This is a genomic window from Streptomyces sp. NPDC001663, assembly GCF_042893105.1.
GTDB lineage: Bacteria > Actinomycetota > Actinomycetes > Streptomycetales > Streptomycetaceae > Streptomyces.
Genome location: NZ_JBIAUR010000012.1, coordinates 280,545 through 293,533, shown reverse-complemented (window position 1 = coordinate 293,533; position 12,989 = coordinate 280,545). Strand labels below are relative to the sequence as shown.

At 70.8% G+C, this 12,989-nt stretch carries 8 protein-coding genes, 1 tRNA gene and 1 other RNA gene; 1 reads left to right on the top strand and 9 read right to left on the bottom strand.

Annotation, left to right across the window (positions count from 1 at the left end; all coding sequences use genetic code 11):
* Nucleotides 1-40 precede the first annotated feature (40 nt).
* The 3 genes from purD to ffs all read right to left on the bottom strand — a co-directional run bounded on the left by purD (nt 41) and on the right by ffs (nt 4,058).
* Entirely contained in the window at nt 41-1,291 is a 1,251-nt protein-coding gene (gene purD / locus ACFY1L_RS35460; protein ID WP_388833432.1) for a phosphoribosylamine--glycine ligase, read from the bottom strand.
* 219 nt (nt 1,292-1,510) lie between these two features.
* Nucleotides 1,511-3,847 carry a DNA polymerase III subunit gamma and tau gene (locus tag ACFY1L_RS35455; RefSeq protein WP_388833429.1) on the bottom strand — a complete coding sequence of 779 codons (2,337 nt, stop codon included), beginning with the start codon at nt 3,845-3,847 and terminating at the stop codon, nt 1,511-1,513.
* A 114-nt stretch (nt 3,848-3,961) separates the two neighbouring features.
* Nucleotides 3,962-4,058: signal recognition particle sRNA small type (gene ffs, locus ACFY1L_RS35450), an RNA gene on the bottom strand.
* A 73-nt stretch (nt 4,059-4,131) separates the two neighbouring features.
* On the opposite strand from ffs, the gene ACFY1L_RS35445 reads away from it, so the two are divergent.
* A tRNA-Ser gene (locus tag ACFY1L_RS35445) sits at nt 4,132-4,219 on the top strand.
* 204 nt (nt 4,220-4,423) lie between these two features.
* Here the strand turns inward: ACFY1L_RS35445 and ACFY1L_RS35440 are convergent.
* From ACFY1L_RS35440 to ACFY1L_RS35415, 6 genes are all read right to left on the bottom strand, one after another.
* Entirely contained in the window at nt 4,424-6,430 is a 2,007-nt protein-coding gene (locus tag ACFY1L_RS35440) for a beta-galactosidase (RefSeq protein ID WP_388833426.1), read from the bottom strand.
* Nucleotides 6,427-7,740: a glycoside hydrolase family 36 protein gene (locus tag ACFY1L_RS35435; RefSeq protein WP_388833423.1), complete on the bottom strand. Its 1,314-nt coding sequence runs from the start codon at nt 7,738-7,740 to the stop codon at nt 6,427-6,429. Before ACFY1L_RS35435 ends, ACFY1L_RS35440 begins: the two co-directional genes overlap by 4 nt.
* Nucleotides 7,741-7,768: 28 nt before the next feature.
* Nucleotides 7,769-8,659: a carbohydrate ABC transporter permease gene (locus tag ACFY1L_RS35430; RefSeq protein WP_388833420.1), complete on the bottom strand. Its 891-nt coding sequence runs from the start codon at nt 8,657-8,659 to the stop codon at nt 7,769-7,771.
* Nucleotides 8,656-9,633 (bottom strand): carbohydrate ABC transporter permease, encoded by a 978-nt coding sequence (locus ACFY1L_RS35425; protein WP_388833417.1) that lies wholly within the window; start codon nt 9,631-9,633, stop codon nt 8,656-8,658. Before ACFY1L_RS35425 ends, ACFY1L_RS35430 begins: the two co-directional genes overlap by 4 nt.
* Nucleotides 9,633-10,943 (bottom strand): ABC transporter substrate-binding protein, encoded by a 1,311-nt coding sequence (locus ACFY1L_RS35420; protein WP_388833414.1) that lies wholly within the window; start codon nt 10,941-10,943, stop codon nt 9,633-9,635. The genes ACFY1L_RS35425 and ACFY1L_RS35420 overlap by 1 nt, the downstream gene beginning before the upstream one ends.
* Nucleotides 10,944-11,182: 239 nt before the next feature.
* Complete coding sequence (locus ACFY1L_RS35415; RefSeq protein WP_388833653.1) at nt 11,183-12,919, bottom strand: copper resistance CopC/CopD family protein; 1,737 nt, start codon at nt 12,917-12,919, stop codon at nt 11,183-11,185.
* Nucleotides 12,920-12,989 lie beyond the last annotated feature (70 nt).

Sequence of the window (12,989 nt, the reverse complement as noted above, 5' to 3'; positions counted from 1 at the left end):
GGATCCGGGGCCTGTGCGGTTCATCCGAGCGGGCGGGCGGTCAGGCGCCCGCCGCCTTCGCCGCGATGTCCGTGCGGTGCTGGGAGCCGTCCAGGCGGATGCGGGCGACGGCCCGGTACGCGCGGTCTCGCGCCTTGGCGAGGTCCTTGCCGATGGCCGTGACGGACAGGACGCGGCCGCCGGCGCTGACGATCGCCTCGCCGTCGTGCTTGGTACCCGCGTGCAGGACGTAGGCGTGCGGGGCGTCCTCGGCGGCCACCTCGTCGAGGCCGGTGATCGGGTCGCCGGTGCGCGGGGTGCCGGGGTAGTTGTGCGAGGCGACGACCACGGTGACCGCGGCGTCGTCGCTCCAGCGCAGGGGTTCCAGGTCGGCGAGGGTGCCGTTCGCCGCGGCGAGCAGGACGCCGGCCAGCGGGGTCTTCAGGCGGGCGAGGACCACCTGGGTCTCGGGGTCCCCGAAGCGGGCGTTGAACTCGATGACCCGTACGCCGCGCGAGGTGATCGCGAGACCGGCGTAGAGCAGGCCGGAGAAGGGGGTGCCGCGGCGGCGCATCTCGTCGACGGTCGGCTGGAGGACGGTCTGCATGACCTCCTCGACCAGCTTCGGGTCGGCCCACGGGAGCGGCGAGTACGCGCCCATACCGCCGGTGTTCGGGCCCTCGTCGCCGTCCAGGGCGCGCTTGAAGTCCTGGGCCGGCTGGAGCGGGACGACCGTCTCGCCGTCGGTGATGGCGAAGAGGGAGACCTCGGGGCCGTCGAGGAACTCCTCGATGACGACACGCTCGCAGGAGTTGGCGTGTGCCTTGGCCGCCTCGAGGTCGGCGGTGACGACGACGCCCTTGCCGGCGGCGAGACCGTCGTCCTTGACGACGTAGGGGGCGCCGAAGGCGTCGAGGGCCTCTTCGACCTCGTCGGGGTTCGTGCAGACGTAGGAGCGCGCGGTGGGGACCCCGGCCCCGGCCATCACGTCCTTCGCGAAGGCCTTGGAGCCCTCGATCTGCGCGGCCTCCTGGGAGGGGCCGAAGACCGGGATGCCCGCCTCGCGCACGGCGTCGGCGACCCCGGCGACCAGGGGTGCCTCCGGGCCCACGACCACGAGGTCGGCGCCGAGTTCCGTGGCCAGCGCGGATACGGCTTTGCCGTCCAGGGCGTCGACCTGGTGCAGCTCGGCGACCTCGGCGATGCCGGCGTTGCCGGGGGCGCAGTGCAGCGCGGTGACGTCGGGGTCGAGGGACAAGGAGTGGCACAGGGCGTGTTCGCGGGCGCCGCTGCCGATGACGAGGACCTTCACGGGGGTCAGCCTAACGGGGTTTTTGTGTGGGCTGCCGAGCGGGCGGGGGATCGTGACCTGTGCGTTCCTCCAAGTCGGGACCGGCCTTGGGGTGGCCGCCACTGGGGGCTTGCAGCCCCGGACCCCCGCTTCGGCCCTCAAGGGGCCTCGTCCTCGGACGCCCGACGGACTGAAGTGCCGTGACCGGCGTCACGAAGGCCCCGTACCCGGAAGACCCGCCTACTCGTTCGTGAACTCCTCCATCACCGTCGCCCCCAGCTCCCGCACGATCAGTTCGTACCCGGAGAGGGCCGATTCGTTGAGGTCGGGGTCGTCGTCCTCGGGGATGTCGTCCTCGATGGAGACGTGGGCGGGGGGCTCGGGGGCCGTGGGCTGGGGTGCGGGGGCCGGGGTGGCCGGGGACGCCGAGGCTGATGCTGGCGGCGTGGGTGTCGTGGGGGTGGGCTGGGGGGACGCGGGGCGCTGGGCGGGAGCGGCCGATCCGTAGCCGCCGGGGGCGCCGCCGCCGTAGCCCGTCGTGCCGCCTCCGCCCTGGCCGCCGTTGAAGCCGGAGGGGCCGCCCGGGGGCGGAGGGGCGGAGCCGCCCGACGGGTCGACGATCGCCTCGATCTTCCACTGGACGCTGAACTGCTCGGCCAGCGCCTGCCTCAGTACGTCCTCGCTGCCGCTGCTCGCGAAGTTGTCGCGGGCGCCCGCGTTCACGAAGCCCAGCTGGAGGGTCGTGCCGTCGAAGCCGGCCACCTGGGCGTTCTGGCTGAGCAGGATCCAGGTGAAGCGGCGGCGGTTCTTGACCGCCTCCAGGATGTTCGGCCAGAGCATGCGGGGGTCGAGGCCGCCGCTCGGGGGCGCATACGTGGGAGCCGGGGACGCGGGCGCCTGTGGGGCGGGGGTGGGGGTAGGTGCGGGTCCCGCTGCGGGTGCCGGTGGGCCGGGCGCGGCCGGAGGCTGGCCGGCGCCCGCCGGAGTTGCCGTGGGCCAGCCGCCGGGGCGTCGGCCGCTGCCTGCGGAGGCCGCGGTGGGCCAGGCGCCGGGGGCGGCCGGGGGCGGAGTCGGGGTGGGAGCGGGGGATGCCGGGGCAGCGGGCGGTGGTGAGGCGACCGGTGCGGCAGGCTCTGCGGGGGTGGTCGGGGGTGCGGCGGCCGCCGGTGCTCCCGGGCCGACCGGCGCGGCTGCGCCGGCACCAGCACCAGCACCAGCACCAGCACCAGCACCAGCACCCGGCATACCTGCCGACGGCGCTCCCGAGCCCCGTACCGCAGCCCGCGCCGCGGCGGGGCCGCCGCCCGGTGGAACCTGCCCGCCGCCTGGGCCGCCGGCCGGACCGGGCATCGCTCCACCATGGGCCTCGGGCCCCGGCGCATACCCCGTGGCGGGCATACCGCCGCCCCCGGAGAAGTTCACGCCCCGCTCGATGCGGTCCAGGCGGGCCATCACCGAGCGCTCGTCCCCGTACGCGGCCGGCAGCAGCACGCGCGCGCAGATCAGCTCGAGCTGGAGTCGGGGCGAGTTGGCGCCGCGCATCTCGGTCAGGCCCTCGTTGACGAGGTCGGCGGCGCGGCTGAGCTCGGCGGCGCCGAAGGTGCCCGCCTGGGCCTGCATGCGCTCGACGACGTCGGCCGGGGCGTCGATGAGCCCCTTCTCCCCGGCGTCCGGCACCGCGGCGAGGATCACCAGGTCGCGCAGTCGCTCCAGAAGGTCGGCGACGAAGCGGCGCGGGTCGTTGCCCCCCTCGATGACGCGGTCGACGACCTCGAAGGCGGCGGCGCCGTCACCGGTCGCGAACGCCTCGACCACGGAGTCGAGCAGCGAACCCTCCGTGTAGCCGAGGAGGGAGGTCGCCATGGCATACGTCACACCCTCTTCCCGCGCCCCGGCGAGCAGCTGGTCCATGACGGACATGGAGTCACGCACGGAGCCCTGCCCGGCCCGCACGACCAGCGGCAGCACGCCCTCCTCGACGGGGATGTTCTCCCGCCCGCACACCTCGCCGAGGTAGTCGCGCAGCGTCCCCGGGGGCACGAGCCGGAAGGGGTAGTGGTGGGTCCGCGAGCGGATCGTCCCAATGACCTTCTCGGGCTCGGTGGTCGCGAAGATGAACTTGAGGTGCTCCGGGGGCTCCTCGACGACCTTCAGCAGGGCGTTGAAGCCGGCCGACGTGACCATGTGGGCCTCGTCGATGATGTAGATCTTGTACCGGCTGGCGGCGGGCCCGAAGAAGGCCTTCTCGCGCAGCTCACGTGCGTCGTCCACGCCACCGTGCGAAGCGGCGTCGATCTCGATGACGTCGATCGAACCCGGGCCGTTGCGCGCCAGGTCACGGCAGGACTGGCACTCGCCGCACGGCGTCGGCGTAGGGCCCTGCTCACAGTTCAGGCAGCGGGCCAGGATGCGCGCGCTCGTCGTCTTGCCGCATCCGCGCGGGCCGCTGAACAGGTACGCGTGATTGACCCGGTTGTTGCGCAGCGCCTGCTGCAGCGGGTCGGTTACATGCTCCTGCCCGATGACCTCGGCGAACGACTCCGGGCGATAGCGGCGGTACAGCGCGAGAGACGACACGCCTACGAGGTTATAGGCGCCCACTGACAACGCGGACCGTCCCGATACAGAGCACTCCTTACCCCTCCTGCACGCGCATCGGCGGGAGCTGTCCCCGGCGGCAGCATCCGGGCAAGAGAAGACCCCCCACGCACCCGCCAGAGCCGACCTACCCTTGCTGCCTTCCGGCCCTGGGGGAGTTCAGTCAGATAGCGCCGCGTGAGGGGCTGAGCCCCAGCCTACCTGATCGCCGGGCGCCCGAACGAGTTCGCTAGCACCCTCCAACGTCATGTAATGTTTCCGGCGGAGGATTCGCCTAGAGGCCTAGGGCGCACGCTTGGAAAGCGTGTTGGGGGCAACCCCTCACGAGTTCGAATCTCGTATCCTCCGCCAGTGCCTCACCGGGCACGATGTCGAAGGGCCCCACCGTTCGCGGTGGGGCCCTTCGACGTTGTCCGTCCCAGTTTCCGTCCCTCGGGGACCCTCGCAGTCAGCCGTGCGGCGTCCGTCCCGAGGACGCGGTCGTGGGGTTCGACCGCGTCCTCGGGACGGAGTCAGACCAGCAGGCCCGCAGGACGCCCGGGTCCGCCCGGCCGCTCAGTCCCGCCGCGGCTCCCGTACGACCGCCGCCTCGCCCGCCGCGACGGTCACCGAGCCGGCGGCCGGCTTCCCCGTGAGCAGTTCGACCGCCCCCGGAGCCACCGCGACCTCCGCGTCCCGCCCGGTGTGGTTGATGAGGAAGAGGTAGTCGGCCTCGGCTCCCCGCCGCAGCGCCACCTCGACGCCCTCGGGTGCCTTGCGCACCGGCTCGACGCCCGCGTCGCGGCGGATCAGGTCGAGCAGGCCGGCGAGGGTGGCGGGGTCCGGTTGGGTGGCCAGGTACCAACTGGAGCCTGATCCATGGGAGTTGCGCGTCACCGCGGGAACGCCGCTCAGCGGTCCGTCGGTGTACGAGGCCACCGCCTCGGCGCCCGCCAGCCGCACCCGCTCCGACCACAGGACGCCCGTGCCACCACCGGTCAGGCCCACCGACTCGCCCGGCAGCAGCGGGAAGAGCTCGTCCGTGCGCACGCCGAGTGCTTCCCGGAAGGCACCCGGGTAACCCCCCAGCCGCACATGGCAGTTCGCGTCGACCATGCCGCTGTGGAACCCGACGGCCAGCGTGCCGCCGCGCTCCGCGAAGGCCGTGAGGTTCGCCGCGCCCTCGTCGTCGACCAGATACAAGGAGGGAGCCAGGACCAGACGGTACGACGACAGGTCCGCGTCCGGGCGTACGAAGTCCACGGCGACGCCCGCGCGCCACAGGGGCTCGTACCAGGCCCTGACCAGGTCCTGGAAGTGCAGTTCGCCGCTCGGCTGGGACGGGAGTTCCACCGCCCAGCGGGCGTTCCAGTCCCAGACGATCGCCACCTCGGCGGCACCGACGCTGCCGCGCACCTCGTCCAACGCCCGCAGGTCCGCGCCCAGTTGCACGACGTCCCGCCAGATCTGGCTGTCGGTTCCGGCGTGCGGGAGCATCGCCGAGTGCCACTGCTCGGCGCCCGCCTTGGCCGCCCGCCACTGGAAGTAGGCGATGCCGTCGGCGCCGCGCGCCACATGGCCGAGGGCGTTGCGGCGCAACTCCCCCGCCGTCTTGGCCCGGTTGACCGGCTGCCAGTTGACCGCACCCGTGGAGTGCTCCATCAGCAGCCAGGGGCCGCCGGCGAGGGAGCGTACGAGATCGCCGCTGAGCGCGATGTCGATCTGCGACTCCGGGTCGGCGGACTGGAGGTAGTGGTCGTTGGAGACGATGTCCAGCTGCGGGGCCCAGCGCCAGTAGTCGAGGGCGTCGAAGTTGTACATCACCATGAAGTTGGTGGTGGCGGGGGTCGCCGGGGCCGCCTCCCGGAGCACGTCGCGCTCCGCCTCGTACAGGGACAGCAGTGCGTCGCTGCTGAAGCGGCGCCAGTCCAGCTGGTGGGTCGGGTTCGGGACCGCGCCGGTCGCGCGCGGGGGCAGGATCTGGTCCCAGTCGTAGTACCACTGGCTCCAGAAGGTGGTGCCCCAGGCGTGGTTGAGCGCGTCCAGGCTCGCGTACCGGTCCTGGAGCCAGGCGCGGAACGCCTCCGCGCTGACGTCGCAGTAGCACTCCGCGTTGTGGCAGCCGTACTCGTTGTGGACGTGCCACATCACGACCGCCGGGTGGTCGGCGTAGCGCCCGGCCAGTTCGCCGACCATCCGCAGGGCCGCCTCGCGGTAGGCGGGGCTGGACGGGCAGAACGTCTGACGGCTGCCGTACGACAGTCGCCGGCCGTCCTTGTCCACCGGCAGGGCGTCCGGGTGCTCGACGAAGAACCATGCGGGCGGCGCGGCCGTCGGGGTCGCCAGGTCGGCGGCGATCCCGTGGGCGTGGAGCATGTCGAGGATGCGGTCGAGGCGGGAGAAGTCGTACGCGCCCTCGGACGGCTCCAGCAGCGCCCAGGAGAAGATGTTGACGCTGACCATGGTGACCCCGGCCTCGGCCATCAGCCGCATGTCCTCGGCCCAGACCTCCTCGGGCCACTGCTCGGGGTTGTAGTCGCCGCCGTACGCGATGCCCGGAACCTTCAGGGCGCGGGCGGTCATCGGCCGACTCCCGAGAGAAGGCGGCGCGTTGTCTCCACGCCCCACTCGTCCAGCGACAGCAGGCGGTCGCTGGAGGCCATCAGACCGCTGGTCGCCTCCACGTGTGCCGCCCAGCGCTCCCGCGTCTCGACGGCCGGGCGGGCCATCAGGCAGTCGGGGTCGTTGACCCACAGGCGGCCGTGCTGCCACTGGCGTCCGACGCCGGTGAACTCGGCCGGGTCCTGGCCGGGCTGGCTGTAGTCGTCGGCCTCGGGACGGCGGTGCGGGGCCGTGTCGGGGCTGACGCGCATCGCGTCGAACAGGCCGATGGAGGGGAGGACGGGCGCACCGCAGCCCAGCAGGTAGGCGTCCGGGCCGATGGCGTTCCGGATCAGCCGAATGCCCTCGCGGTACGCGGTCAGTGCGTCCACCGACTCGTGCCGTACGCCGTCCAGCGCGCCCGCGTAGAGGAAGTCGACCTTGAAGTAGTCGTAGCCCTCGGCGCGCAGGGTGCGGAAGACGTCCGTCAGGTACGCCGCCGCCTCCGGGTGGGTGGTGTCCAGGACGCGCAGGTCGTGGCCCCAGTTGCGGCCGGCGTGCGTGAAGCCGCCGTCGGGGTCGCGGACCAGCCAGTCGGGGTGCTCGGTGGCCAGCTCGCTCGCCGGGTCGACGAGGAATGGGGCCGTCCAGATGCCGGCCCTTCTGCCCCGGGCCCGGATGGCGTCCGCGATGCCCTCGCGGGAGCGGAAGCGGCCGGAGAGGGTGAGCCAGTCGCCGAGGGCGGACTGGTAGCCGTCGTCGATCTGTACGACGTCGACGGGCAGGTCGAGGGTGTCCATCGCACGGAGGTTCTCGTGGATGTCGTCCTCGGTGACGTTCGTGAAGTACTCGTACCAGGAGCACCAGACGGTGGGCGCCGGGCGCGGGGCCGACAGCCCGAGCGCGGCGGCCCAGTCGGCCAGCGCCGACTGGATGTCGGCGCCGGTCCACTCCTTCACCGGCCCGTCGGCGGTGACCTCCGCCACGCCGTCCGTCACGACCAGGCGGATCGACGGCACCGCGCTGGTGGGCTCGGCTGCCGCCCACAGACGGACCGGTGACCCGTCGCCCGGGTCCAGGGCCAGCAGCCCCTCGCCCTGGAAGGCTCCCTCAGGGACGGTGACTTGGGGCCGGTAGCAGACCGTCGCCCAGTTGTCGTTGGTCGGGCGGTACGGCCTGTCGCCGAGGGCGTAGGCGCCGCTGGGGCTCCAGGACTGCCAGCCCTCCTCGTGGACACGGGCGTTGACCGGGTCCACGGGGACGGAGGCGACCGGCGTGAAGGGGTGGGGCACGGTGGTTCTCTTTCGAAAAGGCGGGAGCTCAGCCCTTGTTGGCGCCGAGGGTGAGTCCGCTGACGAACTGGCGCTGCAGCACGAAGTAGACGATCAGGGTGGGGATCGCGGTCAACAACGCACCCGCGGCGACCAGGTTGGGGTCGGTGAAGTACTGGCCGGAGAGGTTGTTCAGGGCGGAGGTGATCGGCATGTTCTCGCCGGTGGAGATCAGCACGATGGCCCAGAAAAAGTCGTTGTAGATCCAGATCGAGAGCAGGGTGGCCAGGGCCGCCATCGCCGGCTTGCACAGCGGCAGCACGATCTGCCAGTACATCCGCCACACGGAGGCGCCGTCGACGAGGGCGGCCTCGGTGAGCTCGTGCGGCAGCATCCGCATGTAGTTGCTGAGCACGAAGGCGCAGAACCCGGACTGGAAGGCCACATGGATGAGGACCAGGCCGAGGGCGGAGTCGTACAGCTTGCCGCTCATGGTGATGCCGGGCAGGTCGATCAGCAGGTACAGGCGGTACAGCGGGGTGATGATGACCTGCTGCGGCAGCAGGTTGCCGGCCGTGAAGACGAGCAGCAGGAAGATGTTGAGGCGGAAGTCGAAGCGGCTGACGTAGAACGCGACCATCGACGACAGCAGCAGCGTGATCAGCACGGCCGGGACCGCGATGATCAGCGTGTTGCCGAAGTAGTGCATCATGTCCGACTGCTCGAACGCGTTCTTGAAGTTGTCGAAGTTCAGCGTGTCCGGCCAGGACACGTAGCCCTTGTTGCTGGTCTCCGAGTACGGGCGCAGGGCCGCGAAGACGGCCCACAGCAGCGGGGCCAGCCAGGCCAGCGAGGTGACCACCAGGAAGGTGTGCAGCAGAACCCGGGCGGGCCGGACGGGGTTGCGCTGCTTGCCGAGCGCCGCGGCGTTGGTGCTCATGCGCGCCGCTCCTTCCGGAAGGTCGCGATCAGGTACGGGATGATGACCGCGAGGGAGATGACCAGCAGGACGACCGCGATCGCGGAGCCGTAACCGATCCGGCTGGACTCGCCGATGATGTTGTTGGTGATCAGGATCGACAGCAGCTCGGTGCCCTGGGCGCCCTTGTTGAAGACGAACACCAGGTCGAAGGCGCGCAGCGCCTCGATGATGGTGACCACCAGCACGACGGTGTTGGTCGGCCGCAGGGTGGGGAAGATGACGTTCTTGAACGTCTGCCACTCGTTCGCGCCGTCCAGCGAGGAGGCCTCGCGCAGGGACGGGTCGACGCCCTTGAGGCCGGCCAGGTACAGGATCATCATGTAGCCGGTGTGCCGCCAGGACGCGGCGATCAGCACCGCCCACAGGTTCAGGTGCGGGTTGCCGATCCAGTCGATGTAGTGGCCCGGCTTGTTGGCCCCGATCAGGCTGTTGATCAGGCCGGTGTCGGGGTTGTAGACCAGCTGCCAGACGAACCCGGTCACGGCCAGCGAGACCACGACCGGCAGGAAGAACGCGGTCTGGTAGACCCGGGAGAAGCGGATCTTCTTGTCCAGCTGGACGGCCAGGAACAGGCCCATCGGCGTCGGGATCAGGATGAGCACGACGAACCAGATGATGTTGTGCTCGACGGCCGGCCAGAACTGCGGGTTGTCGGTGAACAACTGCTTGAAGTTGTCCAGGCCGACCCACTTGATCGAGTCGAAGCCGATGCCGTCCCAGGAGGTGAAGGCCAGGGCGATGGAGGCGAGGGCGGTGACCCAGACGAGGGCCACGTGCAGGACCGTGGGCACGCCCGCCATGAAGGCGAGCGTGATGCGGTCACGGCGGGTCAGCAGGCGCTTGTGCCCCTGCGGGACCCGCTTGTCGACAGGCGCGGGCCCCGGAGGCGGCACGGCCGCCTCCGGGGTCTTCGTGGTCGTCTCGGAGGTCATCAGGACGCGAAGATCGTCTTCTTCTGGCGTTCGATCGAGGACAGCAGGCTGTCCACGCCCTTGGGGTTCTGCAGGAACTTCTGCAGGCCGGGCTGCATCACCGTGGAGGTGAAGTCCGGGCGGGAGTCGCGGTCCATGAACTGGGTCAGGGACTTGGCGCCGCCGATCATCTCGAACGCCTTCTTCTGCAGCGGCGAGTAGGCGGAGGTGGAGGCCTTGTTGGAGGCGGCCACCACGCTCGGGTCACCCTTGAGGTAGAGCTCCTCGGCGGCCGGGCTGCCCAGGTACTCCAGCAGCTTGACGACGCCGTCGTGGTTCTTCGGGGACTTGCTGACCATGAAGCCGTCGGTGGGGGCCTCGACGGTGTCCTGGCCGTACGCGGAGTTGATCTCCGGGAAGGCGAAGAAGTCGAGGTCGTCCAGGTCGGCCTTGTTGGTGAACTGCTGCGCCACGAAGGTGCCCAGGAGGTACATGCCGGCCTTCTTCGACACCAGGGTCTGCGCGGCGTCCTGCCAGGTGCGGCCCATGAAGCCGTCCTGGTGATACGGCAGCAGCTCGGCCCAGTGGTCGAAGACCGCCTTGACCTTGGCGTCCGTCCAGGCGGCCTTGCCCGCCATCAGCTCGACGTGGAAGTCGTAGCCGTTGAGGCGGAAGTTGATCTGGTCGAAGGTGCCCATCGCCGGCCAGGCGTCCTTGTCGCCGAACGCGATCGGCACCAGGCCGTCCTTCTTCATCTGCTTACACAGGGCGACCAGCTCGTCCCACGTGGCGGGGACCTTGTAGCCGTACTTGGCGAAGACGCTCTTGCGGTAGAAGACCGCCCACGGGTACGTCGTCATCGGCACGAAGTAGTACTTGCCGTCCGCGCCCTTGGACAGCTTCTTCATCGCGTCGGGGAAGTTGCCCCCGATCTTCTCCCACACGTCGTCGATCGGCGAGGCGAGGTTCTTGGCCGCGAAGAACTGCATCCGGTAGCCCGCGAACCACTTGAACGCGTCGTCCGGGGTGCCCTGCAGATACGAGTTGATCTGCTCCTGGAAGGTGTTGTGGTCCTTCGTGTTCACCTTCGCGGTGATGCCGGACTGCTTCTTGAAGTCCGCGTACACGGCCGCGTACGCCTTCTTCGGCACCGCGTCCGAGTCGTTGGAGCCGACGCTGACGGTCTTGGGGTCCGACGAGCTGCCGCTGCTGCCGCAGGCGGACAGCAGCGGTATGCCGGCCCCCGCAAGCAGGGCGGCGCCACCGACACCGCGCAGCACACTACGGCGGCTCGTCGCGGGAAGAGAGAGACCCGAGGGGGAGAGGTCCATGTACGGCTCCTGAGGGCAGGGGTTCGGCCACAACTACGAACGTCGAAAAAAGTCGAAACCGACCAGAAATCAACTCGACCGAACATCGTGGCGCTTATATCAGCCCTTTGTCCGGTCATGCGTCAAGAGCCGTCAGGGACCTTTGTGGAAACGTAACCGACACGTTCGTGATCGTTTTCGTCCGAGTGATCGAACGATGCTGGTCGGAGTTGAGAGTAAATGCCGTTTTCGCGTCGCCGCTAGCCGGAGATGCGGACCGACTTCGTCACACTGACCTGGTCGATCTCGGAGGTCCTGATCGTGGCCTTCATCGCCCAGGTCCCGGCAATGGGGAGCGTGACGGAACTCGTGCCCCAGTAGCCGCCCTGGTCAGTGAGTTTCGCGTCGAGCGGGCCGATCTTCTGGGCCGGCAGGGTGAAGGAGAGCCGCAGTTCGGGGACGGTGACGATGCCGCCGTCGGGCCCGAAGACCACCGCCTGCACGGTGTTGTCGCCGACGCGGCCCGGGTCGAGGGTGATCTGCACCTTGCCGCGCGCGCGGCCGACCTCGAACGGGATCGTGGTGACCGACGCGGCGGGCAGCCCGGCGGCCGTCGCGGGCTCCTGAGCCGCCTCGGCGGCCGCACGCCCCGGCAGCGTGCTGCTGAGCACGGTCGTGATGACCAGCACCACCACACCTACGGCGACTTCGGCGAGCACACTGCGGCGCAGACTGCGTCGGCTCGCACCCCCGGCGCCCGGGACGGCCGTCTCCTCCGGAGCACTCGCGGGCGGCCCGCCGACGGGCTCCGGCACCCGTTCCCGTACGACCGTCTGCGCGTCCGCCGTCACCAGCCGCGCCGTCCAGCGCCGCGAGAACCTCGCGGCCGCCAGCAGCAGCACCACAGCGGCCAGCTTGGCGACCAGCAGGCGCCCGTACGTCGTCCCGGTGAGCGCGTCCCAGGAGCCCAGGCCCCGCCAGGACTGGTAGACGCCGGTGACGACCAGGACGGTCACGGAGACGAAGGCGATCCGGGAGAAGCGGGCCACGGCGGCCGGGGCGACCTCGGTGCGGTAGAGCAGGATCAGCAGCGCCGTGAGACCACCGAGCCAGACCGCCATGGCCAGCAGGTGCAGCACCGAGGACACCATCGCCACGGGCACCTGGATGCCCGCGGAGGCGTGCTCGGAGGCGGCCCAGGTGAGCGCGAGAGCAACGGCGAGGGCGGTGCCGGCAGCGAGGAGCGGGCGCGGCCACTCGTCGCGTTTGCGGAGTCGTACGGCGAGAACGGCGGCGATCAGCAGCAGGGCGAGCCGGGCCAGCAGGGCGAGCCCCGGGCGGCCCGTGAGGGTGCGGGTGAAGGCGGCGGCGTCGAAGGCGGTCGCCGGGCCCGTGCCGGTCTCGTACGGGGCGCGCAGCACCAGCAGGGCCAGGGTCGAACCCAACAGGACCCACCAGCCCGCCACCAGGGGTTTCCGGAGCGGGCCGCGGTCGGTCGGGCGGCACAGGGCGACGAAGGCGGCGGCACCGACGACCAGAGCCACCGCAAGGTAGGCGAGATAGCGGGCGATGTTGTACAGGCTCGCGGTCGCCGGGTTCTCGACCGGGCCGGTGTCGACCGAGGCGACCGTCGCGGAGGCTTTGCCGACGGAGAAGGTGAACGCGCCGCCCACCGGGTGGCTGTCCGCCGAGACGACCCGCCAGGCCACCACGTACGTGCCCTTGGCGAGCTTCTTCGGCAGGGTCACGCTCGCCGTGTCGGAGCGGCCCTTCGCGTGCTCGGCCTCGCCGATGTGCACACGCCGGTTGTCGGGGTCCAGGACGCGGAAGGAGTCGTCGAGCAGGCCGACGGACTCGGTGAAGGTCAGGGTGATGGAGCGGGGGGCCGACTTGAGGACGGTTCCGTCCTCGGGGTCGGTGGACTTGAGGGCCGCGTGGGCCGACGCGGGTCCGGCGCCGCCGAGGACGAGCAGGACCAGCACGGCGCCCAGCAACACCAGCCCTTGAAGTCGCCGCCGTCCGCCGGGTCGGCGGAGTCCCTGGCGCCCTCGCCGTCCGCCGTCCGCA

What these genes read in the sequence shown, in the direction of transcription:
- ACFY1L_RS35430 (WP_388833420.1), bottom strand. Translation starts at nt 8,659, where the DNA reads ATGAGCACCAACGCCGCGGCGCTCGGCAAGCAGCGCAACCCCGTCCGG.
- ACFY1L_RS35425 (WP_388833417.1), bottom strand. Translation starts at nt 9,633, where the DNA reads ATGACCTCCGAGACGACCACGAAGACCCCGGAGGCGGCCGTGCCGCCT.
- ACFY1L_RS35440 (WP_388833426.1), bottom strand. Translation starts at nt 6,430, where the DNA reads ATGACCGCCCGCGCCCTGAAGGTTCCGGGCATCGCGTACGGCGGCGAC.
- ACFY1L_RS35420 (WP_388833414.1), bottom strand. Translation starts at nt 10,943, where the DNA reads ATGGACCTCTCCCCCTCGGGTCTCTCTCTTCCCGCGACGAGCCGCCGT.